Below are 25426 nucleotides of genomic sequence, written 5' to 3'. Positions count from 1 at the left end.
TAGCTCCGGTGCCATCGCGATGGCACCATGAAGCGGTGAGCGAGCCCGATGCCAGGACGCACAACAAGATCGAGAAATCGACGATATCCGGGCAAGCGGTGCAGGCGAACAGCATCGGGTCGGTGCATTTCGGCGGTACCGGCGCGGGCGCGGTGGCGGTCGACCGGGCCGTTCGCGACCTCACTCCCATTCTCGACGGCGTGCTGGAGCGCGGGTTTTCCGGGCGGGAATGGCTGATCGACCGGATCGACCGGTTCATCGAGCGCCATCGGTCCGGCTACGTGTGGGTCGAAGCGGAAGCCGGCATGGGCAAGACCGCACTGTGCGCGCATCTGGTCCGGGAAAGGGCCTGGATCGGGCACTTCGCACGGTTGAACAATGGCGGCCTCGCCCGCGTCGGGCTGCAGAACCTGGCCGGTCAGCTGATCGCGCGCCACCAACTGCCGGATTTCGCGCCCGGCGGGGTGATGCCCGAGTGGACGTTCACCCCGGAAGGGTTCGAAGCGGTTCTCGCCCGGGCCGCCCACCACGCCCGGCAAGCCGGGAAGCCGCTGGTTCTCCTCGTCGACGGCGCCGACGAGGCGGAAACCCCGGAGGGAATGCAGCCGTGGGGACTGCCCGGCCTGCTGCCGTCGGGGACGTTCGTCGTGGGCACCTATCGGACCGGCAGCCCACCGCCGCGGTGCGACGCTACGCGGGTCGTCCTCTCGATCCGTCCCACCGACACGAAGAACCGGGACGACGTGGCGTCCTACCTCGACAGGGCGTTGCACGAAGAAGAACTGTCCGCTCGCCTGGCCGAGGCCGGGATTCCCGCCGCCACGTTCGCCGCGGACGCCGCCGCACACTGCGGCGGGATCTGGGTCTACCTGCGGTACGTCCTCGACGAAATCCGGCTGGGTTTGCGCCATCCGGGAGAACTGGACAAGCTTCCGGCCGATTTGCCGTCGTACTACACCGCGCAACTGACCCAGTGGAGCCGGGAGCCGCACTGGCGCGACGGCCTCCTGCCGCTTTTGGCGACCATGGCCGTTGCCGGCGAACCACTGCCGACGGCGACGCTGTCCCGGCTTTCCGGAGTCGGCGAATCCTTGGTCCGGCAATGGTGCCACGCGACGTTGCGGCCGTTCTTGACGGCTTCGGCGCCACTGCCGAGGGCGGATTCGGACTCCACCGGGCACCGGAACTTCGAGATCTACCACGCCAGCCTGCGGGAAGTGCTGACCGGCGCCCGCGCCGGCAGCGCCGAGTCCGAAGAATCCTGGGCGTGGTCCGAGGTGCTCGCACCGGCCGCACTTGCCGCGCACCGCCGCATCGCGGACTGTTCCCTCGACCTGTTCGGCGGCCTCGACCAGGGCCTGCCCGCCTTGGCCGACGACCGGGGTCTCGCCGGCGCCGATCGCGGGTACGCGCTGTCCCACCTGGCCCGCCACCTGGTGGCGGCCGGCGGCTGGAGCGATCTGCACCGGCTGTTGCGGGCCGAGAAGGCGACCGCGGAAGACCAGGCGGTCAACGTCTGGTTCGCCGCACACGACCACTCCGGGATCCTGGACGGTTATCTCGCCGACCTGGCGATCGCGAGGGGCGAGTGCGAGCGGCGGACCGACGAAGCGCTGGCCGCCCGCAGGCCGGCCCCCAGCCTGGCCGAAGAGATGCGCTACCTGCTGATGAGCGCCTCGATCACCAGCCTGACGAACAGCGTGCCGGGTAACTTGCTGGCTTCCCTGCTCGAACACGGCGTGTGGTCCTGGGAACGGGCACTGACGCACGCGCACCGGCTGTCGACGCCACGTGCCCGCGCGGAAGCGCTCGCCGCCATGATCGGCTTCCTGCCGGGCGACCAGCGAGCCGATGCGGTGCACCAGGCCTTCGGCGCAGCCGAGATCATCACCAAGCGGAACGTCCGCGCCCAGATCCTGGCGAGCCTGGCCCCGCACCTGCCACCCGGCCGGCTTGACGAGGCGCTGGCCGCCGCACGAGGCGTCTCCGAAGACAACCTGCGCGCCGAGGTGCTCGCCCGCCTGGTGCCACACGTGCCCGGGGCCCAGCGGCCCGCGGTGATCGCCGAGGCCCTCGAAGCCGCGGGTGCCGCCACGGAATCGATCGCCGTCGGCCTGAAGGTGCTGTCGCTCCTGGCGCCCCACCTGCCTCCCGAGAAAGTGACCGAACTGCTCGGTAAACGTCTGAACAACTCCTGGGATGACGTTCCCCTGGGCGTGACAAGTGAAGCGCTGGCAGCGTTGTGTCCCTATCTTCCCCCGGCGGAACTGTCCTACCTCGTAGAGAACGTTCCGGACACCCAGACCAGACTCGAGCAAGGCATGGCCGCACTGAAACTTTCGGAGGTTTCGGAACACACGGAATGGTCCCTCGGAAGGAAGCTGGCAGCACTGGCGCGATACTTTTCCGCCGGCAAGATGACCGAGGCCCTCACCGCAGCCCTAGCCATTCAGTGGGTTGACCCCCGAGTCGAGGCGCTCATCGGATTGCTGCCGCACTTGACTTCGAGCGCGCAGACTCATGCAGTCGCCGAAGCCCTTGAAGCCACGAAGGCGCTTCAAAGCCAGGACGCACGTATCAATGCCCTTATCCGCCTGGTCCGCCACGCACCGATCAGCCAACGACCCGAAATTCTCACCGAGGCCCTGGAGACCGTCACCAAAATCACTTACAACGACGCGTACGTCAGGGCTTTGGCGAAATTGTCCCCCGGATTGCCCGCGAGCCTACGCGACGAAATCCTGGCCGCGGTCCCGACGGTCGCGGACGAAATCGCCCGGGCCGAGGCGCTGGCCGCCTTGGGACCGCATCTGCCCGACGAACAGCAAGCGGACGCGTTGGCCATGATCGGCGAGATCGGCAACGAGGCGGCGCAGGCTGAAGCACTGACTGCCGTGGCACCCCACCTGTCGGACACGCAACTCACCGAAGCGCTGACCTTCGCCGAATTGATCAGCGATGACAAGGCAAAGGCCCGAGCCTTCGCCGGGCTGGCGCCTCACCTGCCGGAAAGCCGGCTGGCGGAGGCCTGCGACGCGGCCAAGTCGATCACGCACGTCAATGCCCGGGTGCACGCCCTGATCGGGTTGGCTCCCCACCTGCAGCCCGCGCAACTGGAGGCCGCCTTCGCCGCCGTGCGGGCCATCCCCTATCCCGGTGTCCGGGCCCGCGCGCTGGCCGGTCTGGCCGGGCATCTGCCGGCCGAGAATCGACGTACCCTGCTCGCCGAAGCACTGGCCGTGGCGGAAGCCGTTCCGTACGAGAACTCACGCGCCGACACGCTGGCGGCAATGGCTCCCCACCTGGTCGACGACCAGATCGCCCAGGGGTGGGCCATGGTCGAAGCCATGACGGACGGAGACGCGCGGGCGAAGTCCCTGGCGGCGCTCGCCCCGTACCTGTCGCCGGAGCAGCGGCTCACGGCGTTGGAATACGCCCTGGCCACGCCGACCGACGTTGAGCGCGCCGCGGCCCTGACGCTGCTGGCGCCCCACCTGCCGTGCGAGCTGAAGGCCATCTCGCTCGACGCAGCGCTGACTGCCGCACAGGCCATCCACAACAGGGGGCTGCGCGTGCGCAGCTTCGCGCACCTGGCCGAGCACCTGCCGATCACCAGGGTGACCAAGGCACTGGCCGCGGCGGAGTCCGCCTTCACCGAAAGCACCGTCGGCCAGACGCTCGCGGAGCTGTCGCCGCACCTTCCCGCCGGCCAGGTCGTCAAGGCGTTGCACCTCGTCAGGAACTTCACCGACGAGGACCGCCGGGCCCGCGCGCTGGCGGCGATTTCGCCCCACCTCCCGGTGGCGCACCTGGTCTCGGCGGCGCTGGCCGTCCCGTACGGGTTCACGGAACCCCTTCGCCGTCAACTCGAACGAGCAGGCGACGAGCTGAACACGGCTCAGCCGGGTGAATGGGTGACGCTCCTGCGCACGGTATTCCGCACCGTCGACCGGAACGTCTTCCTCACGTTGCTGGATTCGAGCACCGGGACGCTCCGCAGCCTCGCCGGGCCGGACGTGGCCACGCAGCTGGCATCGGCGATCCGGGACACCCACCGCTGGTGGCTGTAGCCGGCTCGGCCTCGCGACAGCTCGTCCGAAGGGGACCGCAGCGAGCAACTCCGGTCCTCAAACCAAAAAACCGCCCGACGTGAGTCAGGCGGTTTGGTTACTGCTGGTACCCCCGATGGGATTCGAACCCACGCTACCGGCGTGAGAGGCCGGCGTCCTAGGCCGCTAGACGACGGGGGCTTAGGATCTTCCCTGGTCTCCCAGGGGCTTTTCTGTTTTTCTTGCTGGAGAGAACCTACCAGAAGCGATTTCCCGCCCGGCAGGGGGGTCACTCTCCGCAGCTGGGGTACCAGGACTCGAACCTAGACTAACTGGACCAGAACCAGTCGTGCTGCCAATTACACCATACCCCAGTGAGGTACTGCTCCGGCTGGGCCGGTTCAGCACCGCACGAGGAGAAATACTAGAGCACGCCGTTCCGGACCGTGAACGCGGGGGTGCCACTGCCCCGCTGGGCCGGGACCCCGATCGTGGCGTACTCCGAAACCAGCAGCTCAGGCAGCTCGGCGAGGCCGGCCACCGTGTGGACGCCCTCCGGGGCACGCTCGCCGATGCGGTCGCGGTCGAGCCAGACCGCGCCCAGGCCCGCGTCGCGGGCGCCGATCGCGTCGGTGTCCAGTTTGTCGCCGACGTGGACCGCCTGCGCCGGGGCGCAGCCCAGGCCCAGGCACACCGTGTGGAACATCACCGGGTCGGGCTTGGCCACGCCGAGCTCGCCGGCGATGGCGACGTGGTCGAAGAACGGCGCCAGGCCCAGGTCGGCGATCTTCTTCCGCTGGTGGACACCCGAGGCGTTCGTCACCGCGGCCAGCATCAGGCCGGCCGCGCGCAGCCACTCCAGGCAGTCGAGGACGTCGTCGAACAGCTGCCACGAGTGGTCGAGCAGCTCCCGGCGACGGCGCTCGAAGGAGCTCACCTGCTCGGCGTCGGCGAGGATGCCGATTTCGGCGAGGAAGCAGTCGGTGCGCCGCTGGTGCATCGTCCGGTAGTCGAGTTCGCCCGCGACGACGAGGGCGACGTGCTCTTCGGTGATGAGGTCCCACAGCGGCCACAGGTCGCCCCGGCCGGTGAGGATGTGGAGGCTCCGGCGGATCGCGGCGGTGCAGTCGATGAGCGTGTCGTCGATGTCCAGGCACACCAGCCGGAGCTCGGGCGGCGCCCAGGGCTCGGACGCCGCCGCGGCGGGCGAGGCGGTTCGCGACGGGGTCCGGGGTGCCAGGGCGAAATCCACCCAGTGAGGCTAGGGCAACCGCCGCGTTCGCGACGCTGCCAAAGAGGTGATTGCCGCTCGCCTGTTCCGGCGCACCTTCTCTACTCCCAGTTGGCGGACCGTCCCCGTTCGGTTATCCGGCCGTACGCGGCCCCGGCGCCGCCCCGTCCGGGAAAGCAATCGATTCCTCGGTGAAACCCCTTGCGGCGCTTGGGAATCCGCTCCGTCCACAAGGGCGCTTCCGCATCCCGCCGCCGGAGTCGGGCGCAGCCGGAACACCTTCGACCAACTGTCGCGTTTGGACGGTTTTCGGCCACCGGACAGGGACGCGGAGGGCGTCGCCCGATCAGCGTATCTCCGGTCACACCCCTTGACGCCGAGGTCGCACGGGTGCATCCTCAAGTTATTCAACAAGCGATGAATAAGGGAGATGATCGAGATGACCGAGCGCACGAGCTGCGTCGTCATCGGTGGCGGGCCGGCCGGGATGGTCACGGGGCTGCTGCTGGCCCGGGCCGGCGTCGAGGTGACGGTGCTGGAGAAGCACGCCGATTTCCTGCGCGACTTCCGCGGGGACACCGTGCACCCGTCGACGCTGACGCTGCTCGACGAGCTGGGCCTCGGCGAGCGGTTCCACGCGTTGCCGCACAGCGAGCTGACCTCGGCGGGCTTCCCCCAGGAGAACGGCGAGCTCATGAAGCTGGCCGACTTCACCCGGCTGAAGGTGGCGCACCCCTACATCGCGATGGTGCCGCAGTGGGACTTCCTCGACCTGCTCGCCGAAAGCGCGCGCAAGGAGCCGACGTTCGTCCAGCGGATGGAGACCGAGTGCACCGGCCTGGTCCGCGAGGACGGCCGGGTCGCCGGCATCACCTACCGCACGAGCGCCGGGGAAACCGGCGAAATCCGCGCCGACCTGGTGATCGCCGCCGACGGCCGCTGGTCGCTGGCCCGCCGTGAGGCCGGCCTGGTGCCTCGGGAGTACGACTGCCCGTTCGACGTCTGGTGGTTCCGGCTCTCGCGTGGCGACGACGAAGCGGGCACCATGCTGCTGCCGAAGATGCGGGACCGCCGCTTCGCGGTGCCGCTCCCCCGGCCGGACTTCTACCAGATCGCCTACCTCGCGCCGAAGGGCGAAGACCTGCGCGCCCACGGCATCGAGGCGTTCCGGGAGAACGTCACGCAGATCTGCCCCGAGTTCACCGACCGGGTGCACGAGCTCGAGACGATGGACGACGTCAAGTTCCTCGACGTGCGGCTCAACCTGCTGCGCAAGTGGCACGTCGACGGGCTGCTGTGCATCGGCGACGCGGCGCACGCGATGTCGCCGATCGGCGGCGTGGGCATCAACCTGGCGGTGCAGGACGCGGTCGCGGCGGCGACGCTGCTGGCCGAGCCGCTGCGCCGGGGCCGTCCGACGGGGGCCGAGCTGGCGAAGGTTCGCTCGCGCCGCCTCGCGCCGACGCTGCTGGTGCAGGGGCTGCAGCGCCTGATGCACCGGACGGTGGTCCGCGGCGTGATGAACGGCAAGCGCAACGGCCCGCCGGAGCCGATGATCAAAGCGTTCGCCCGGTTCCCGCGCCTGTCGTACTTCCCGGCCCGCCTGCTGGGCCTGGGCCTGCGCCCGGAACACGCCCCCGCCTTCGCGCGGCGGGCGATGGAGCCGGTGCGGCGCTGAGGACTCGAAGGCCACCCCGGCCGGGGTGGCCTTCACCGCCAGGAGCGCACGCACCTGGCGGATCGGCTCGGGGTCTAGACGCTCTCGACCGGGTTGGTCAGGGTGCCGATGCCTTCGATGGTGATCGAGACGCTCTGGCCGCCCTCGATCGGGCCGACGCCCTCGGGCGTGCCGGTCAGGATGATGTCGCCGGGCAGCAGCGTCATCACGCCGGAGACGAACTCGACCAGCTCGGGGATCCGGTGGACGAGGCCGGACGTGCGGCCGTCCTGCTTGAGCTCGCCGTCGACCTCGGCCCGCAGGGAGAGGTCGGAGGCGTCGATCGAGGTCTCGATCCACGGGCCGATCGGGCAGAACGTGTCGAAGCCCTTGGCGCGGCCCCACTGGCCGTCGGACTTCTGGAGGTCGCGGGCGCTGACGTCGTTGGCGACCGTGTACCCGAGGATGACGCTCGCCGCGCGGGCGGCCGGGACGTTCTTCACCGGCTGCCCGATGACGATCGCGAGCTCGCCTTCGAAGTCGACGCGGCCGATGCCCGACGGGCGGCGGATGGCCGCGTTGGGCCCGATGATGGTCGTCGACGGCTTGATGAACAGCATCGGCTCGCTGGGCACGTCGTTGCCGAACTCGGCCGCGTGCTTGGCGTAGTTGCGGCCGACGGCGATCACCTTCGACGGCAGGATCGGCGCGAGCAGCCGGACGTCGGCCAGCGGCCACCGCTTGCCGGTGAAGTTCGGCTGGCCGAAGGGGTGCTCGGCGATTTCGAGGACCTGGGCGTCGTCGCCGTCGCCTTCGATCGAGGCGAACGCGACACCACCGGGATGAGCAATTCGGGCTAGGCGCACGCAGCCAGTCTACGTGCGCCCCACCACCGGCCTTCGGGGGTTCCGGGTGGCGGAGCCCCCGGCCCGGGCCGAAGGCCCGGATGTCACGGCGACTCAGGCCGCGGTGGTGCTCTTGTGGACGAGGGCGTCGCACAGCGCCAGCCAGCTGGCCTCGACGATGTTGCCGTGCACGCCCACGGTGGTCCACTCGCGTTCGCCGTCGGTGCTCTCGACCAGCACGCGCGTCACCGCGTCGGTGCCGGGGTGGCCCTGGAGGATGCGCACCTTGTAGTCGGCCAGCTCCACACTGTCCAACCAGGACAGGTGCGGCGACAGCGCCTTCCGCAGGGCGGCGTCGAGCGCGTGCACCGGCCCGATCCCCTCGGCGGTGGCGATGACGCGCTGTCCGCCGACGTGCACCTTGACGGTGGCTTCGGCCATGACCTCGCCGTCCGGGCGGTGGTCGAGGACCACCCGGTAGGACTCGAGCGCGAACGGGGCTTCCGCCGGGACGTCGGCCTCCTGGCGGAGCAGGAGCTCCAGGGAGGCGTCGGCGGCCTCGAAGGACCAGCCCTCCGCCTCGAGGCGCTTGACCTTCGTGATGGCGCTCGTCAGCGCCTCGGGCCGGCCGGCAAGGTCGACCCCGAGCTCACGTCCCTTGAGCTCGAGGCTGGCCCTGCCGGCCATCTCGGTGACCAGTACCCGCATGTCATTGCCGACGGAAGACGGATCGATGTGGTTGTACAGCAACGGATCCACCTTGATCGCGCTCGCGTGCAGTCCCGCCTTGTGAGCGAAAGCCGACGCCCCTACGTAGGCCTGGTGGGTGTAGGGGGCGAGGTTGGCGATTTCGGCAAGGGCATGGGAGACCCGGGTGAGCTCGGCGGCACCTCCGGTCGGGAGGACCTCCATGCCGAGCTTGGTCACCAGGTTTCCCGTCACGGCGAAGAGGTCGGCGTTGCCGGCCCGCTCCCCGTAACCGTTGGCGGTGCACTGGACGTGCGTCACGCCGGCCTGCACCGCGGCGACGGAGTTCGCCACGGCGCAGGAAGTGTCGTCCTGACAGTGGATCCCGAGCCGGAATCCGGTCTTTTCCTTGATCGTCCGCACGGTCTCGGCGAGCCCGAGCGGCAGCTGGCCACCGTTGGTGTCGCAGAGCACGAGGACGTCGGCACCCGCGTGGGCGGCGGCGTCGAGGACCCGGAGCGAGGTCTCGGGGGAATGCGCGTAGCCGTCGAAGAAGTGCTCGGCGTCGAGGAAGACCCGCCGGCCTTCGTTCGTGAGGAACTCGACGGTGTCCTTCACCATCGCGCAGGCCTCGTCGACGTCGACGCGGAGAGCGCGTTCGATGTGGCGGAGGTCGGACTTGGCGACGAGGGTGATGACCGGCGCTTCGCTGTCGAGCAGGGCCCGGACCTGCGGATCGGCGTCGGCGGTGGTGCCGGCCTTGCGCGTCGCCCCGAAGGCGACGAGGGCGGCGTGGCCGAGCTTCAGTTCGCCTTTCGCGGCGCGGGCGAAGAATTCGGTGTCCTTGGGAAGCGCCCCGGGCCAGCCGCCTTCGATGAACCCGACCCCGAGTTCGTCCAGCAGCCGCGCGACGGCGAGCTTGTCCTGGACGGAGTAGGAGATGCCCTCTCGCTGCGCACCGTCGCGCAGGGTGGTGTCGTAGAGGTGGAAGGCGTCGCCGAGCGGGGTATCGGCGGGCTCCTTGCGGGTCACGGTCTTCTCCTAGCGTTCCAAGGCAACAAAAAAACCTCCCGCATGGGTGCGAGAGGTTGCGCGCCGGGTGCTCTTGTGGAGCTATCGTCCGGCGCGCTCGTCGATAATGATCGCGAAGCTGGTCACGGTCGCATCATGCCACAGCGTTCGCGGCCACGTCCAGAACCTGGGCCAAGCTCCCACCATTCGGGAAGCTCGATGCGCATCCTCTCGCCGGGCTCCTGACCTCGATGCCCGGCATCGGCGCCACTGCCGCCACTTCGCCCCCGCTGCGGTTTAACTCCCCCATCAGGCCCCAGACATACCCCACCGCACCCTGGGGGCTGACCCCGGTCCAGTCTATCGCCCCCCCACCGACGGAACCGCCCGAAAAGCCGCTCGACCGCCCACTTCTCCACATCCCGGAAGCGCTGTGGACAAGCCGGGCGACAAGCCGCCGACGAGCCCGTGGACAAGCCGGTCGACGAGCCGGCGGGCAAGCCGGCAGCAGGCACGAAAAAGCCCCGCACCCAGGCAACAGGCGCGGGGCTTCCCCGAATAATCAAGCAGTACGCACGTTCGACGAAACCAGCGCCGCCAGCCGGTCACCGATGGCCTGCGTGGCCCCCGGCGAAGCCTGGTCCCGCGTCGCCAGGTCGAACGCCACCGAAGCCTCGATCCGCCGTGCGGATTCCTTCTGCCCGAGGTGGTCCAGCAGCAGCGCCACCGACAGCACCGCCGCCGTCGGGTCGGCCAGCCCCTGGCCCGCGATGTCCGGCGCCGAACCGTGCACCGGCTCGAACATGCTCGGGTTGCGGCGGGTCATGTCCAGGTTGCCGCTGGCCGCGAGGCCGATGCCGCCGGTCACCGCGGCCGCGAGGTCGGTGATGATGTCGCCGAACAGGTTGTCCGTGACGATCACGTCGAACCGGGACGGGTCCGTCACCAGGTGGATGGTCGCCGCGTCCACATGGGAGTACGCGACCGTCACCTCCGGGTGCTCCAGCGAAACCTCTTCGACGATCCGCGACCAGAGCGACCCGGCGAACGAGAGCACGTTGGTCTTGTGCACGAGCGTCAGGTGCTTGCGCGGCCGGGCCTCGGCGCGGTTGAACGCGTCGGCGACCACGCGGCGAACGCCGAACGCCGTGTTGACGCTGACCTCCGTCGCGATCTCGTGCTCGGTGTCCTTGCGGATCAGGCCGCCGGTGCCCGCGTACGGGCCTTCGGTGCCTTCGCGCACGACGACCATGTCGACGTCGCCCGCGTCGGCCAGCGGTCCCCGGACACCCGGGTACAGCCGCGCCGGGCGCAGGTTGACGTGGTGGTCCATTTCGAACCGCAGGCGCAGCAGCAGGCCGCGCTCCAGGATTCCGCTCGGCACCGACGGGTCACCGACCGCGCCCAGCAGGATCGCGTCGTGCTGACGGAGCTCGCCGAGGACCGATTCGGGGAGCAGCTCGCCCGTCGAGTGCCATCGCGCGGCGCCGAGGTCGTAGTTCGTGATCTCCGCCGTCGGTACTACCTCGCCGAGCACCTTCAGCGCCTCGGAGACCACCTCGGGCCCGATCCCGTCTCCTGGGATCACCGCGAGCCGCATCCACACACCTCCGTCGACCGGACCACCGGCCGCACCGATGGCCCACCGCAACAAAACGCCAGCAGCCGGAAGGTTACCGGCCGTAGACAAACTGCCGTAGCCGCACCACCCTTATGCCGCATCCTCCCGCAGGGTGAGACACCCAATCGGGTGAACAGCAGAGGGGCGTCCCCGGCGGAAATCCCCCGGAGACGCCCCTGGTCCTGCATGAATCGATCTTGCCGGGACCTAGCGGCGACCAGCCCCGATCGGCTGACGCTCGTTCCCCGGCCGGGCGCCCTGCGTCGCGTCCACCTTGACCACGTTGGCCCGGTTGCCCGCGGCGTTGTGGTGCTCGATGGCCAGCAACCCGAGAGCGTTGTCGGCCGCGGCCGACGCCGCGTTCCGCGTGACGACCAGCGCCGTCCCCGGCTTGGCGACGTAGCCCAGCGCGGCGTCGCCCCCACCCTGGACCGCGTAGCCCGGCGCCAGCGCGTCGAACGAAAGCGGCGTGCCGACGTAGTCGATCAGCCCGTTCGTCGTGCCCGGCGCGACGTAGAAACCGCTCACGCCCACCGTGTAGGAGATGCGGTGGCTGTCGGCGTTCGCGTCGATGCCCAGCGCGGCCAGTGAAACCGGCAGCGTGAGCACGTTCGTGTCGAACACGTTGGTGTCGACGTCACCGAGCTGGCCGTTGACCGCCTGGACGTCGACGGTCGGGAAGCCCGGGGTCAGCGCGACCGTGTTGGCCAGGAGCACGTCGGTCGACGTCGCCTTGGTCACGTAGGTCTCGAAGTCCGGCTGCCCGTCCCCGGTCGTGTCGATGTCGACGAACGGCGAGGTGTTGCTGCCGATGTTCGCCCAGTCACCCCAGGTGGACAGGCCGAACGCGAGGATCGCGTTCTCCGGCTCGCCCTGGGCCTTCGCCAGCGGGGCGGTCGAAGCCGCGCCGATGTAGCGGAGGTCGCCGCCCTTGGCCGTCTTGTTCAGCGTGCAGTCGGTGACCACGTCCGCGTCGCACTCGGGCAGCTGCGGGGACTCCGCCTGCAGCTCGAGCACGCTGATCAGCGAGCGGTACTTCTGCGCGCCGGCACCCTGGTCGACGCCCTTGCCGGTCAGGTTCAGCACGGCCTGGGTCGTGTCGGGGGCGAACTTCACCGACGGCGGCGTCGAAATCGTCGAAACCGGCTTCGGTGCGGAGTAGACCGACACCCGCAGCGGCACCGTGGCCCCGCTGGTGGGCGTGAAGGCGACGCGCCCGGAGGCGTCCGCGACGAACTGCCGGGCCAGGCCGGCCTGGGTGGCCTGCATGGTCGGGTCCATGACCTTGCGCAGCGCCTTCGGGTCGGCGATCTTCAGCGTCACCTTGACCTTGGCGGTGCCGCGCGGGGTCAGCTTCACCGACGGCTTGTCCACTGTGTACTCCACACCCGGCAGCGCGTTGACCGCCTGGTAGGCCACGGAGTACTCGGCGGGCGTGACGCCCTTGTTGACGAGCTTGATCGTCTTCGACAGCGTCACCGGACCGGACGCCTCGACCGTGCCGAAGCTGACGCTCACCGCGCCCGGGTCGTCGACGACGTAGGCGAGCACCTGGTTGTCGAGCGCCGCCTTGGCGTCGATCCGGCCGCTGCCGACGCGCTGCGGCGCGTAGGTGTGGCCCGCGCCGTCGCCGACGTCGTGGCCGGCGGTGTCGATGACCGAGGCCTTGACCTCCTCGACCGACCAGTCCGGGTGCGACTGGCGGACGAGCGCGGTGATGCCCGCGGTGTGCGGGGCGGCCATCGACGTGCCCGAGAGCACGGTCCGGCCGTTGCCGCTGCCGCGGAACGCCGAGGTGATCGTGTCACCCGGCGCGGCGACGTCCGGCTTGAGCGCCGGGCCGCGGGTGCCGCGCGAGGTGAACGAGCTCGGGGTGTCCACGATCGTCTTGTCGTAGGTCTGGATCGAGGCGCGGCCGGCGCCGAAGAGCCGGACCTGCAGCGTGCCCGCGGTGAGCGCCGCGCGCAGCGTCTTCGTCGCGGACCCGGTGAACTGGAACATCGGGATCGCCGCGTTGCCCGCGATACCCGCGCTGAAGTGCTCCAAAGTGGACGAAAGCAGCGCGCCCTTCGCCCCGGCGGCCTGCGCGTTGTTGGCGCGGGCAGCCGAACCGCAGGTGCGGGTCGAGTCGTTGTCGTCCCACTCCAGCCAGACGAACTTGCCGGCCGCCTTCGCCTTGTCCTCGGCGGAGTACGGCGCGCAGCCCGCGCTGTTCGCGGCGGACAACGCGACGACCGGCGCGGCCAGGTCCAGGGTGTCGTAGCCGGTGTAGTTCTGGCTGTACTGCCCGGTCTTCTGGCCCGCCGCGGTCGCAGGCGCCTTGACTTCGGCGGCGTCACGGAGGATGCCCGCGTCACGCGTGCTGGCGACGGTGAGCGCCTCGGGGGTGTTGCCCGGGGAGCCGGCGATGTCGTTGATGTCGCCGCCGTTGCCCGCGGAGATCACCGGCAGCACGTTGTTCGCGGCGAGCTTGCGCACGAACAGCGAGTCCGGGTCGTCCGGCGCGCCGAAGTCGGAGCCGAGCGAGAGGTTGACGATGTCGAGGTGGTCGGTGAAGTCGCCGTCGCCGTCCGGGTCGAGCGCCCAGTCCAGGGCCTGCGAGGTGACGTTCGTCGAGCCCGTGCAGCCGAACACCTTGATCGCGTAGAGCAGCGACTTCGGTGCCGTGCCCGGGCCGATCTGCATCGCGTCGACCTTCTTGGCGTCCAGCTTCTTGTAGTCGCCCTTGAAGGTCTTGCCGTCGGCGGTGACGCCGAAGCCGCCGATGGTGCCGGCGACGTGCGTGCCGTGCTCACCGCAGGCGAGCGGGTTCGGGTCCGGCTTCGGGGTGGTCTTGCCGGCCGTCGCGGCGTCGTAGTCGTCGCCGACGAGGTCGGTGCCGCCGACGACCTTGGCGCTCGGGAAGAGCGGGGTCGGCTTGGTGCTGTCGACGCCCTTGTAAGCGGCCTGCGTGCCCGGGCCGCCGAAGTCGGCGTGGGTGTAGTCGATGCCGTCGTCGATGACGCCGACGCGGACCCCGTCGCCGAACTTGCCGGTCTGCTGCCAGGCGGCGAGGGTGTTGGTCAGCTGCTCGGCGCTGGCGTTGGTGCGCGTCTTCGGCACGACCGTGCGCACCGCGACGACGTCCGCCCGCTTCGCGACCTCGCGCAGCTTCGCGGCGTCGGCGGTGACGACCACGCCGGGAACGGCGTTGGCGGTCTGGGTGACGACCTGCGGCTGGGCGTTGCCCGCACGCAGCTGGCCGAGGACGGAGTCCACGGCGGCCGCGGTGTCGGCCTTGGCGGCGCGAGCGGCCCGCTTGGCCTGCTCCTTGCCCTGCGGCTGCGTGGCGGTGAACGCGTCGACGGCGGGCTTCTTGGCCAGCTCGACGAACGCGGTGACCCGGCCCTGCGCGGCCCCCAGGCGCGGCGACAGCTTCCCCTGCAGCTTCGCGTCGTCGATCTTGGCGGGTGCGACGCCGTCGGCGAGTGGAGCATCAGCTGCGCTCGCGACCGGCGCCCCGAGCGCGGCCGCCAGAACGACGGCGAAGGCCGCCGTCGTGGCGCGCGCGGGGAGGCGGGATCTGCTCATGAGTCGGCCCCTTACTCGAGGTCTGGACCCGAACCTGCCTGCCGCTCCTGACACCCCCGACGGTGAAGCGCGGCACAGCGCCGTGCCCTCGACGACGCGTGGTTCAACCTCGCGGGGAGAACCTAATGCCCCAAAACACCTACTTACGTAGGCAAAGGACTCCGTTACGTGAATGTGATTGCGCACGAAGGCCCCCTGCCGGGTGACAGGGGGCCTTCGAAAGGGTTACGTCAGTTGAAGTCCACCGCACGGATCGTGTGCGCCCCGACCGAAGCCCCGATCGGCTCCAGCAGGTGTGCGTCGATGTGGCGGTCGACGCGCAGCAGCATCACCGCGTCCGAGCCGTCCGTCGTCTGGCTGATCTGCGCGGCCTCGATGTTGATGCCCGCCTCGCCCAGCAGCGTCCCGACCCGGCCCATCACGCCCGGGCGGTCCGGGTACTCGACCAGCAGCACGGTGCCCTCGGCCCGCAGGTCGAACCCGCGGCCGTTGACCTCGACCAGCTTCTCGACCTCGTCCAGGCCGGTGACCGAACCGGACACGCTCAGCACCGCGCCGTCGGCGTGCACCGCGCGGACGGTGACCAGGCTGCGGAACTTGGGGCTCTCCGGCTCCGTCTCCAGCTCGACCTGCACGCCCAGCTTCTCCGCCAGCTGCGGCGCGTTGACGAACGTGACCTGGTCCTCGACCACGCCGGTGAACACCCCGCGCAGCGCCGCCAGCTGCAGCACGCCGGTGTCCTCGTTGGAGATCTCGCCCTTGACCTGGACGGTCACCGACGTCGGCGACGTCGGGTTGAGCGCCGTCAGCAGCTGGCCGAGCTTCTGGACCAGCGAAAGGTACGGACGGACGTGCTCGCCGACGGCCCCGCCGCCGGAGACGTTCACCGCGTCCGGCACGAAGTCGCCGCGCAGGGCCAGCAGCACCGACTTCGCGACGTCGGTGCCCGCGCGGTCCTGCGCCTCGGCCGTGGAGGCGCCCAGGTGCGGCGTCACGACGACGTTCTCCAGCTCGAACAGCGGGCTGGACGTGGTCGGCTCGCTGACGAAGACGTCGACACCGGCGCCGCCCACGTGGCCCGAGCGCAGCGCGTCGGCCAGGTCTTCTTCGACGATGAGCCCGCCGCGGGCGGCGTTCACGATGATGACGCCCGGCTTGGTCTTCTTCAGCGCCTCGGCGTCGATGAGGCCCTTGGTCTCCGGCGTCTTCGGCAGGTGGATGGAGATGGCGTCGGCGCGGGTCAGCAGCTCGTCGAGGGTGACGAGCTCGATGCCGAGCTGCGCGGCGCGGGCGGCCGAGACGTAGGGGTCGTAGGCGATGAGGTGCGTGTCGAAGGCGGCGAGGCGCTGCGCGAACAGCTGCCCGATCTTGCCGAGGCCGACCACACCGACGGTCTTGCCCTGCAGCTCGACGCCGGAGAACGAGCTGCGCTTCCACTCGCCGCCGCGGAGGCTCTGGTCGGCGGCCGGGACGCGGCGCGCGACCGACAGCAGCAGGGCGACGGCGTGCTCGGCGGCGGAGACGATGTTCGACGTCGGCGCGTTGACGACCAGGACCCCGCGCTCGGTCGCGGCGGGCACCTCGACGTTGTCGAGGCCGACGCCGGCGCGGGCGACGACCTTGAGCTGCGTGGTGGCCGCGAAGACCTCGGCGTTCACCTGGGTGGCGGAGCGGACCAGGAGCGCGTCGGCGCTCTTCACCGCCTCGAGCAGCGCGGACCGGTCCGTGCCGTCGACGTGCCGGACCTCCACCTCGTCACCGAAGACACTCAGCACGGAGGGGGCGAGCTTTTCCGCGATGAGGACGACGGGCTTGCTGGGCTTGCTCACGATACGGCTCCCACTATCTGGTCATTTCCAGGACGCTCGGTGTCGACAAACGGTCTAAGCACGTCGTTGTGCCCCGGTCGAGCCGGAGTTTAACGCGCGGGCCGGACCTGTGGCGTCGTCTGGTGTTAACTCGCCCGCAATCCCTCGAAAACAAGAGCCAGCAGCCGCTGCATGCCCCCTTGGCCCGGCAGGTGCCCGCCCGCCCAGGATGCCGCGTGCAGCAACAGAAGCAGCTCCTGCGCCGTGACGTCCTCGCGGAGTTCGCCCGCGCGCTTCGCGCGTTCCACTAGCTGGGAACCGACCTCGCGCATGGCGTGGCACGATTCGTACAACCGGGACGTTTCGTCGTTCAGCGCGTCCGCGGTGAGCTCGACCAGGCCGCGGAAGGTGCCGGTGGCGTCCCCGAGCCCGGTGAGCCAGGACTGCAGGGCGTTCAGCGGCTCGGGGTGGGTGAGCAGTTCGCGGGCCCGCTGGGCCTGGGCGTCGAACCGGGCGCGCAGGAGCGTCTCGAGCAGCGCGTCCCGGGTCGGGAAGTGCCGGTAGAGCGTGCCGATGCCGACGCCGGCGCGGCGCGCGATGTCCTCCAGGGACGCCTCGACGCCGTGTTCGGCGAAGGCGCGTTGGGCCTCTTCGAGGAGGCGCTCGTAATTGCGGCGGGCGTCCGCGCGCATCGGTTTCACGTCGGTCATCGCACTCCCGACCATACCGGCTAGCCAATCGGAGGCCGCCTCCGTATATTAACCGGAGGCAGCCTCAGCTTACTGGAGGGATCGAGGATGACCCTGATCGAAGACACGCGGGCCCGGCTCGGCGCGATCGGCGCCTGGTTGCCGAGCGCGCCCATGGCCCCACCCCCGGACGTCGAACGCACGGCGACGCGGCGGCTCGCCGAAGCCGGCTACCGCTCGGTGTGGAGCGGCGAAGGACCCGGCACCCGAGAGGTGTTCGCCCACTTCGGCGACCTGCTCGCCTCGGTGCCGGACGTCGTGCTCGGCACCGGCATCGCGAACGCCTGGCTGCGCCGCGGCGTGACCGCCGAGAAGGGCGGGGCGACGCTCGCCCAGGCCCACCCCGGCCGGTTCGTGCTCGGCGTCGGCATCGGGCACGCGTTCCAGGCCACGAAGCTCGGCGAGGAGTACCGGCCGATCGACCGGATGCGCGCCTACCTGGCGGACATGGACGCCGCCGCGGCGGAAAACCCCGCACCGGTCGCGTTCCCGCGCGTGCTGGCCGCGGTCGGGCCGAAAATGCTGGAGCTGGCGCGCGAAGGTGCCGACGGTGCGCACCCGTTCGCCCAGCCGGTCTCGCACACGCCCTACGCCCGCAAGATCCTGGGGCCGGACAAGCTGCTGATCCCCCATCAGACCGTGCTGCTCGGGAGCCGCGAGGACGCCCGGGCGAGCGTTCGGCGCAGCGTGGCGATGTCCCGGGAGCACCACGTGAAGGCGTATCTCGCGGGCTGGAAACGCCTCGGCTACACCGATGCCGACATCGACGGCCCGAGCGACCGGTTCGTCGACGACCTCGTCCTGTGGGGCGACGCCGGGACCATCGCGAAACGTCTGGACGAGTTGCTCGACGCGGGCGCGGACCACGTGCTGCTGACGCCGTCCGCTCCCGATTTCGGGTCCGTTGTGGACATTCTGGTCGAACTGGCCCCGGAGGTGACCCGATGAGCGTCGGGATCTGGCGGTTCTTCGACGGCGCCCCGATCGGCGCGGTCCGCGAAACGGCCGCCGAGGTGGAGGAACTCGGCTTCGACGCGCTCTGGTTCGGCGAGTACGCCGGCCGGGACGCGTTCACGCAGGCCGCCCTGCTCCTGGCGGCGACGTCCCGGCTCACCGTGGCCACCGGGATCGCGCGGTTCGACCGCCGCGCCCCGATCACGGCGGAGGCGGCGACCCGGGCGCTCGGCGAGGCCCACCCCGGCCGGTTCGTCGTCGGTCTCGGCGGCCACTTCCCGGGCGCACGGCCGATTTCGGCGATGCGCGAGTACCTCACCGGGATGGACGAGGCCGAGCTGCCCGCCCTGCCACCGCCGTCGCCGCGGCCCCGGCGGCTGATCGCCGCGCTCGGCCCCCGGGCGCTCGACCTGGCGGCCGAACGCGCGGACGGCGCGCACCCGTACTTCGTCCCGCCGGAGCACACCGCGCTCGCGCGGGAGCGGCTCGGTCCGGGCAAGTACCTGGCGGTCGAGCAGGCGGTGATCCTCGACGCCCCGCCGGAGGCCGCCCGCGAAGCGGCGCGCGAGCACGTGGGCCTGTACGTCCGGCAGGCACCGCACCACCAGGCGAACCTGCGCCGGCTCGGCTTCACCGACGCCGACCTCGCCGACGGCGGCAGCGATCGCCTGGTCGACGCCATCGTCGCCACCGGCGAGCAGGCGGCCGCGGCCCGGATCCAGGCCCACCTCGACGCGGGTGCCGACCACGTCTGCGTCCAGGTCGTGGCCCGCACGGAGAAGTCCTACCGCCTCCTGGCCGACCTCCGCCCCTGACCTGGCCGGACGACACGCGTACCGGCACGGACCACACGCGCACCCGGATGGACGACACGAAGACCGGCGCCCGCACGCCGTGTCCTCCGGCTGCGTACGCGTGTCGTCCGCCCAGGTACGCGTGTCGTCCATCGGGGTACGCGTGTCGTCCGTCGGGGTAGGGTGGCGGGGCGCGGTGCGGGCCGCGCCCCGTCCGCGGAAAGGGCCGAGCCCACCCCCGCTTCACCGCACCACCAGCTCCGCACCTTCTTCCTGCCCGGTGCCGGCGGACCACGGGCGACGAGGGAAGGAGGCACCATGGGCACGCTGCCCGCGAAACCCAGCCTGGACCAGTTGCGCAAGCGCGCGAAGGACCTCGCGCGCGCCGAAGGCGTCAAACTCGCCGAAGCGCAGTTCCGCATCGCGAGGGACCACGGGTTCCCGAGCTGGCCGAAGCTGCAGGCCTACGTCCGGCGCGTCACCGAGCACGGGGACACCCTGCAGCACCCGTACCACCAGGACGTCGGCTACTACGCCGAGCGCGCACTCGGTCTGCTCGCCTCGGCCGAGGACGACACGCCCGGCGCGAAGGAGCCGTTCGCCCGCTGGAACCAGCCACTCACCCGCGACGGCGCCCGCACGGTCGTCGCTCGCGAGCACGGTTTCGGTTCCTGGAAAGCACTTCGCGACCACGTAAAGTCTCTTGTGGACAGTGGTGAGCCGTTCGCCCGCGCGTACCGGGCGATCGAGGCGCGGGATCCCGAGCGGCTCGAAACGCTGCTAGGCGAGTTCCCCGGCCTCGTCGACGCCCGCGGCACCAACGGCAACGACCTGCTCGGGATGGCCGGCGCGACGCACGACGAGCGGCTCAGCCGGATCCTCCTCGACCACGGCGCCGATCCGGCCCGCGGCAACGTCCACGGCTGGACACCCCTGCACCAAGCCGCATACAGCAACCTGCCGCTCCTGCTCGACCTGCTCCTGCGGCACGGCGCGCCCGTCGATGTCCCGGCCCGCGGCGACGGCGGCACACCCCTGGTCGTCGCCCTGTTCTGGGGCCACCGCGAAGCCGCGGAGACCTTGGCCGCGCACAGCCGCGCACCGGGCAACCTGCGCGTCGCGGCCGGGCTCGGCGACATCGACGCCATCGACGAACTCCTGACCTCGGGCCGCGGCGGCGCCCGCCGCGGTTTCTACCGCCCCCACAGCGGTTTCCCCCGCTGGCAGCCGGCGGACGACCCCGCCGAAGTCAGGAACGAAGCCCTCGCCTGGGCGGCCCGCAACAACCGCGTCGACGCCCTGAGAACGCTCGTCGCCCGAAGCGCCGAGGTGGACGCCGACGTCTACCGCGGCACCGCGCTGGCCTGGGCGGCGGCGCAGGGCAGGCTCGACGCCGTCCGGACGCTGCTCGACCTCGGCGCCGACGTGAACTTCCGCGGCACGTTCGGCGGCCCGAACCACGGCGAGGGCGTCACGGCCCTGCACCTGGCCGCGCAGTCCGGGCACCTCGACGTGCTCCGCGCCCTCGTCGAAAACGGCGCCGACCTCGGCGCGCGGGACGCCATCTGGGATGCCACGCCGGAGAAGTGGGCGGAGGTCGGCGAGCACCCGGCCGCCCGGGACCTCCTCCGAACCCGGTAGACAACCGGAGTCTGCAGTCCGTATCGTCGCAGGCGGACTACAGACTCCGTTTTACCTTCTGGGAGGATCCATGACCACACCCCGCGACGTCTTCGACGCGTTGTCCGACGGGATCAGCGAAGGCCGCTTCAGCGAGCTTTCCGCGCTCTACGCCGAAGACACCGTCGTCGAACATCCCCAAGCGGTCCCGCGCCCGACGCGCCTCCACGGCCGCGCCGCGGTCCACGAGCGCTTCACCGGCGTCCTCGCCGGGGCCCTGCGGCTCAAGCGCAAGAACGTCGTCGTCCACGAGACGACGGACCCCGAGATGATCGTCGCCGAATACGACTACGACGCCGAGTCGGCCGAAACCGGCCGGACGATCTCCACGGCCAACATCCAGGTGCTGCGGGTCCGCGACGGCCTGATCGTCCATTCCCGCGACTACCACGACTACCTGCGGCTCGCGGTCATCCGCGACGGCGTCGACCAGCTCGTCAAGGCGTACGAACAGGCTCCGCCGCGTGAGCTGTCACCGGCCGCCTCGCCGACCTCGGGCACGGTGTTCGAACAGCTCGTCCACGGCGTCGCGGGCAAGCGCTGGGCTGAACTGCCGGACCTGTACGCCGAGCAAACCCACGTGACGCACCCGTTCCTGCCGGGCGCGCCGGTGCTGCGGACGCGTGACGAGCTGCGAAAGCACTTCGCGGCGGCCGAGGACCTCGGCGTCGACTTCGAGGTCGCGGATCTGGTGACCTACCAGGGCACCGACCCGGAGGTGCTGATCGGGGAGTTCGCTTACCAAGGCGACCTCGGTGGCGGACGGGTGCGGATCGCGAACATCTTCGCCATGCGCGTCCGCGACGGCCTGGTCGTCGAATCCCGCGACTACGGCGACCACCTCGGCGTCGCGGGCGACACCGGGCGGATCCCCGAGCTGGCGGCGAAGGTCTAAGCCTCCGCGGCGAGGTCCTCGGGCAGGTCGAACTCGCCGTCGCGGACGCCCTTCACGAACGCGTCCCACTCCCCCGGCGTGAAGACGAGGATCACCCCGTCCGGCTTCGCCGACTGGCGCATCGCCGTGTAGGTGACACCGTCGGTGTGCTCGATGAACGCGTACTCGACGCAGTCGTCGAGGGTGACGCCTTCGGGCTCGGCCCGGATCCACTCGGCCTTGGTGAAGTCGAGGTGGTGCCGGATGTGCGCCTTGTCGTCGACCGGCTGATCACTCATGTCTCCAGCGTAGCGAAACGACCACCGAACGCACTGAAGGGGACGCCCGGCACCGGGCGTCCCCTTCAGCGTCTAACCCGGAAAGATCAGGCAGTCTCGGTGATCGGCCGGTCCACCCACGACATCAGGTCGCGCAGCTTCTTGCCGGTCGCCTCGATCGGGTGCTGGTTGCCCTGCTCCTCGAGCTTGGTGAAGTTCGGCCGGCCGGCCTCGTCCTCGGCGACCCATTCGCGGGCGAACGTGCCGTCCTGGATCTCGCCGAGGATCTTCTTCATCTCTTCCTTGACCGCCGGCGAGATGACGCGCGGGCCGCGGGTCAGGTCGCCGTACTCGGCGGTGTCGGAGATCGAGTAGCGCTGGCGCGCGATGCCGCCCTCGTACATGAGGTCGACGATCAGCTTCAGCTCGTGCAGCACCTCGAAGTAGGCGATCTCCGGGGCGTAGCCGGCCTCGGTGAGCACCTCGAACCCGGTCTGCACCAGCGCGGACGCGCCACCGCAGAGCACGGCCTGCTCGCCGAAGAGGTCGGTCTCGGTCTCCTCGGTGAACGTCGTCTTGATGACACCGGCGCGGGCGCCACCGATGGCGGCCGCGTAGGAGAGGGCGAGCGCCTGGGCGTTGCCGGAGGCGTCCTGCTCCACGGCGATGAGCGCCGGGACGCCCTTGCCGTCGACGAACTGGCGGCGGACCAGGTGGCCCGGGCCCTTCGGGGCGACCATCGCGACGTCGACGTTCGCCGGCGGCTTGATCAGGTCGTAGCGGATGTTGAAGCCGTGCCCGAAGAACAGCGCGTCGCCGTCCTTGAGGTTCGGCGCGATGTCCTGCTCGTAGATGTGGCGCTGCTTGGTGTCCGGCGCCAGGATCATGATCAGGTCGGCTTCGGCCGACGCCTCGGCCGGGGTGAGCACGCGCAGGCCCTGCTCCTCGGCCTTCGCCCGCGACTTGGACCCCTCGGGCAGGCCGATGCGGACGTCGACGCCGGAGTCGCGCAGGCTCAGCGAGTGGGCGTGGCCCTGGCTGCCGTAGCCGATGACAGCGACCTTGCGCCCCTGGATGATCGAGAGGTCGGCGTCGTCGTCGTAGAAGATTTCCACTGCCATGGGGGTTACTGCTTCCTTTCCTGACTTACAAAGTTTTCAACGCGGCGATGTCGCGGTGATCGAACGGGCGCCGCGACCCACCGCGACCATGCCGGACTGGACCAGCTCGCGGATGCCATAGGGCTCCAGCATCCGCAGCAGGGCGCCGATCTTGTCCGACGTCCCGGTCGCCTCGACGGTGAGCGCCTCCGGGGACACGTCCACCACCTTCGCACGGAAGAGCTGGACGGTTTCGAGGACCTGGCTGCGCACGGTGTTGTCGGCGCGAACCTTCACCAGCAGCAGTTCGCGCTGCACGGCGGTCGACTGTTCCAGCTCGACGATCTTGATCACGTTGATCAGCTTGTTGAGCTGCTTCGTCACCTGTTCGAGCGGTAGCTCTTCCACGGCGACCACGATCGTCATGCGGGACACCTCGGGGTTTTCCGTGGGCCCGACGGCGAGGGACTCGATGTTGAAACCGCGCCGGGAGAACAGGCCCGAGACGCGCGCGAGCACACCGGGCTTGTTCTCGACCAGGACACTCAACGTGTGGACGCTCATCTCAGCGCTCACCTTCTCCAGCGGCTTCCGCGGCGGCCTCGGTCGTCTCGACCGAAACCTCGTCGTCGTCGAACAGCGGCCGGATGCCCCGGACCGCCATGATCTCGTCGTTGCCGGTGCCGGCCGCGACCATCGGCCACACCTGCGCATCCTTCCCCACGACGAAGTCGATCACGACGGGGCGGTCGTTGATTTCCATCGCGCGGCGGATGGTGGCGTCGACGTCTTCCTTCGTCTCGCACCGCAGGCCGGCGCACCCCAGCGCCTCGGCCAGCAGGACGAAGTCCGGGATGCGGTGCTTGTGCGTCCCGAGGTCGGTGTTGGAGTACCGCTCCGAGTAGAAGAGGTTCTGCCACTGGCGGACCATGCCCAGGTTGCCGTTGTTGATGACGGCGACCTTGATCGGCGCGCCCTCGATGGCGCAGGTGGCCAGTTCCTGGTTGGTCATCTGGAAGCAGCCGTCGCCGTCGATCGCCCACACCTGCGTGTCCGGGACGCCGAACTGCGCGCCCATCGCGGCGGGCACCGCGTAGCCCATGGTGCCGAGGCCGCCGGAGTTGATCCAGGTGCGCGGGTTCTCGTACTTGACGAACTGCGCGGCCCACATCTGGTGCTGGCCGACACCCGCGGCGTAGACGGCGTCCGGGCCGACGATCTGCCCGATCCGCTCGATGACGTACTGCGGCGACAGCGAACCGTCGTCGGGCCACTCGTAGCCGGCCGGGTAGTTCTCGCGCCAGTCGTCGGCCTGGGTCCACCAGTCGGCCAGGTCCGGCTGGCCGCTGTGGTCGAACTCCGCCTTCACGGCGGTGATGAGCTCGCCGATGATCTCCTTGCAGTCGCCCACGATCGGGACGTCGGCCTTGCGGTTCTTGGAGATCTCGGCCGGGTCGATGTCGGCGTGCACGACCGCGGCGTCCGGCGCGAACGAGGACAGCTGGCCGGTGACCCGGTCGTCGAACCGGGCGCCGAGCGCGATCAGCAGGTCGGCGCGCTGCATGGCGGCGACCGCGGCGACCGTGCCGTGCATGCCCGGCATGCCGAGGTGCTGCGGGTGCGAGTCGGGGAACGCGCCGCGCGCCATCAGCGTGGTGACGACGGGGATGTTCGTCAGCTCGGCGAGCTGCTTCAGCTGCTCGTGCGCCTCGGCCTTGATGACGCCACCGCCGACGTAGAGCACCGGGCGTCGCGCCTTCGCGATCAGCTTCGCGGCTTCGCGGACCTGCTTGCCGTGCGGGCGCAGCGTGGGGCGGTAGCCCGGCAGCCGCAGCTCGGTCGGCCAGGAGAACGAGGTCATCTCCTGCAGCACGTCCTTGGGGATGTCCACCAGGACCGGGCCGGGCCGGCCGGTGCTCGCCAGGTGGAACGCCTCGGCGATGGTCCGCGGGATGTCCGCGGGGTCCGTCACGAGGAAGTTGTGCTTGGTGATCGGCATGGTGATGCCGCAGATGTCGGCTTCCTGGAACGCGTCGGTGCCGATCAGCGCGCGGGACTGCTGGCCGGTGATGGCCACGACCGGGACCGAGTCCATGTTCGCGTCGGCGAGCGGGGTGACCAGGTTGGTCGCGCCCGGGCCCGAGGTGGCCATGCAGACGCCGACCTTGCCGGTGGCTTGGGCGTACCCGGTGGCCGCGTGGCCGGCGCCCTGTTCGTGGCGGACCAGGACGTGGCGGACCTTCGTCGAATCGAGGAGCGGGTCGTAGGCGGGCAGGATGGTGCCGCCCGGGATCCCGAAGACCACCTCGGCGCCGACCGCCTCGAGCGAGCGCACGAGGGACTGGGCGCCGGTGACGCGCACCGGCGTTCCCGCCGGTGGCGCCGGCTTCGGACGTGCTCCGGGCGTTCCGGGCGTCGGCCCGGGCTTCGCGTCGCTGCGCGACGTCGCACTGGTCATCGGATCTGCCTCGTGGGTCTCGGTGTCACTCGTTCGGGTCGGTTTTGTGCGGTGGGGCCA

The 25426-nt window shown here is 70.4% G+C and carries 17 protein-coding genes and 2 tRNA genes; 6 read left to right on the top strand and 13 right to left on the bottom strand.

Annotation, left to right across the window (positions count from 1 at the left end; translation table 11 throughout):
• Positions 1-35 precede the first annotated feature (35 nt).
• The gene (locus AB0F52_RS12890) at positions 36-4070 is read left to right on the top strand and encodes a hypothetical protein (protein WP_360168823.1); all 4035 of its coding nucleotides are present in this window, start codon (positions 36-38) and stop codon (positions 4068-4070) included.
• A 104-nt stretch (positions 4071-4174) separates the two neighbouring features.
• On the opposite strand, the gene AB0F52_RS12885 is transcribed toward AB0F52_RS12890, so the two are convergent.
• The 3 genes from AB0F52_RS12885 to AB0F52_RS12875 form a co-directional block, all read right to left on the bottom strand.
• A tRNA-Glu gene (locus AB0F52_RS12885) sits at positions 4175-4250 on the bottom strand.
• A gap of 101 nt (positions 4251-4351) precedes the next feature.
• Positions 4352-4423: transfer RNA gene (locus AB0F52_RS12880), tRNA-Gln, on the bottom strand.
• A 50-nt stretch (positions 4424-4473) separates the two neighbouring features.
• Entirely contained in the window at positions 4474-5301 is an 828-nt protein-coding gene (locus AB0F52_RS12875) for an HAD family hydrolase (RefSeq protein WP_360168820.1), read from the bottom strand.
• Between the two features lie 409 nt (positions 5302-5710).
• Here AB0F52_RS12875 and AB0F52_RS12870 point away from each other — a divergent pair, with 409 nt between their 5' ends.
• The gene (locus AB0F52_RS12870; protein WP_360168817.1) at positions 5711-6958 is read left to right on the top strand and encodes an FAD-dependent oxidoreductase; all 1248 of its coding nucleotides are present in this window, start codon (positions 5711-5713) and stop codon (positions 6956-6958) included.
• A gap of 74 nt (positions 6959-7032) precedes the next feature.
• Here the strand turns inward: AB0F52_RS12870 and AB0F52_RS12865 are convergent, their stop codons facing one another.
• The 6 genes from AB0F52_RS12865 to AB0F52_RS12840 form a co-directional block, all read right to left on the bottom strand.
• Positions 7033-7803 (bottom strand): fumarylacetoacetate hydrolase family protein, encoded by a 771-nt coding sequence (locus AB0F52_RS12865; protein WP_360168814.1) that lies wholly within the window; start codon positions 7801-7803, stop codon positions 7033-7035.
• Positions 7804-7896: 93 nt separating this feature from the next.
• On the bottom strand, positions 7897-9501 hold the full coding sequence (gene cimA / locus AB0F52_RS12860; RefSeq protein WP_360168811.1) for a citramalate synthase: 1605 nt from the start codon (positions 9499-9501) through the stop codon (positions 7897-7899).
• Positions 9502-10042: 541 nt separating this feature from the next.
• Complete coding sequence (locus tag AB0F52_RS12855; RefSeq protein ID WP_103335456.1) at positions 10043-11080, bottom strand: 3-isopropylmalate dehydrogenase; 1038 nt, start codon at positions 11078-11080, stop codon at positions 10043-10045.
• A 228-nt stretch (positions 11081-11308) separates the two neighbouring features.
• Positions 11309-14671 carry a S8 family serine peptidase gene (locus tag AB0F52_RS12850; protein WP_360168808.1) on the bottom strand — a complete coding sequence of 1121 codons (3363 nt, stop codon included), beginning with the start codon at positions 14669-14671 and terminating at the stop codon, positions 11309-11311.
• A gap of 230 nt (positions 14672-14901) precedes the next feature.
• Positions 14902-16500: a phosphoglycerate dehydrogenase gene (gene serA, locus AB0F52_RS12845; RefSeq protein ID WP_360168805.1), complete on the bottom strand. Its 1599-nt coding sequence runs from the start codon at positions 16498-16500 to the stop codon at positions 14902-14904.
• A 125-nt stretch (positions 16501-16625) separates the two neighbouring features.
• The gene (locus tag AB0F52_RS12840; RefSeq protein ID WP_360168802.1) at positions 16626-17189 is read right to left on the bottom strand and encodes a helix-turn-helix domain-containing protein; all 564 of its coding nucleotides are present in this window, start codon (positions 17187-17189) and stop codon (positions 16626-16628) included.
• Positions 17190-17276: 87 nt separating this feature from the next.
• On the opposite strand from AB0F52_RS12840, the gene AB0F52_RS12835 reads away from it, so the two are divergent.
• From AB0F52_RS12835 to AB0F52_RS12820, 4 genes are all read left to right on the top strand, one after another.
• Positions 17277-18176 (top strand): TIGR03620 family F420-dependent LLM class oxidoreductase, encoded by a 900-nt coding sequence (locus tag AB0F52_RS12835; protein ID WP_360168798.1) that lies wholly within the window; start codon positions 17277-17279, stop codon positions 18174-18176.
• A complete protein-coding gene (locus AB0F52_RS12830; protein ID WP_360168795.1) occupies positions 18173-18997 on the top strand; it encodes a TIGR03620 family F420-dependent LLM class oxidoreductase in 825 nt (274 codons plus the stop codon). The genes AB0F52_RS12835 and AB0F52_RS12830 overlap by 4 nt, the downstream gene beginning before the upstream one ends.
• A 297-nt stretch (positions 18998-19294) precedes the next feature.
• Complete coding sequence (locus AB0F52_RS12825) at positions 19295-20617, top strand: ankyrin repeat domain-containing protein (RefSeq protein ID WP_360168792.1); 1323 nt, start codon at positions 19295-19297, stop codon at positions 20615-20617.
• Positions 20618-20687: 70 nt separating this feature from the next.
• Complete coding sequence (locus tag AB0F52_RS12820) at positions 20688-21551, top strand: nuclear transport factor 2 family protein (RefSeq protein ID WP_360168789.1); 864 nt, start codon at positions 20688-20690, stop codon at positions 21549-21551.
• On the opposite strand, the gene AB0F52_RS12815 is transcribed toward AB0F52_RS12820, so the two are convergent.
• The 4 genes from AB0F52_RS12815 to AB0F52_RS12800 all read right to left on the bottom strand — a co-directional run bounded on the left by AB0F52_RS12815 (position 21548) and on the right by AB0F52_RS12800 (position 25366).
• Positions 21548-21829 carry a DUF397 domain-containing protein gene (locus tag AB0F52_RS12815; RefSeq protein ID WP_013223584.1) on the bottom strand — a complete coding sequence of 94 codons (282 nt, stop codon included), beginning with the start codon at positions 21827-21829 and terminating at the stop codon, positions 21548-21550. The two genes, AB0F52_RS12820 and AB0F52_RS12815, sit on opposite strands and share 4 nt — an antisense overlap.
• An 86-nt stretch (positions 21830-21915) precedes the next feature.
• Positions 21916-22929 (bottom strand): ketol-acid reductoisomerase, encoded by a 1014-nt coding sequence (ilvC, locus tag AB0F52_RS12810; RefSeq protein WP_026469083.1) that lies wholly within the window; start codon positions 22927-22929, stop codon positions 21916-21918.
• 36 nt (positions 22930-22965) lie between these two features.
• Positions 22966-23472 (bottom strand): acetolactate synthase small subunit, encoded by a 507-nt coding sequence (ilvN, locus tag AB0F52_RS12805; RefSeq protein ID WP_360168784.1) that lies wholly within the window; start codon positions 23470-23472, stop codon positions 22966-22968.
• 1 nt (position 23473) lies between these two features.
• Entirely contained in the window at positions 23474-25366 is a 1893-nt protein-coding gene (locus AB0F52_RS12800; protein ID WP_360168781.1) for an acetolactate synthase large subunit, read from the bottom strand.
• Between the last annotated feature and the right edge of the window lie 60 nt (positions 25367-25426).

The sequence above is a fragment of the Amycolatopsis sp. NPDC024027 genome (assembly GCF_040638975.1).
GTDB lineage: Bacteria > Actinomycetota > Actinomycetes > Mycobacteriales > Pseudonocardiaceae > Amycolatopsis.
Note: the sequence above shows the minus strand (reverse complement) of the source record. Positions and strands in the feature narration are given on the sequence as shown.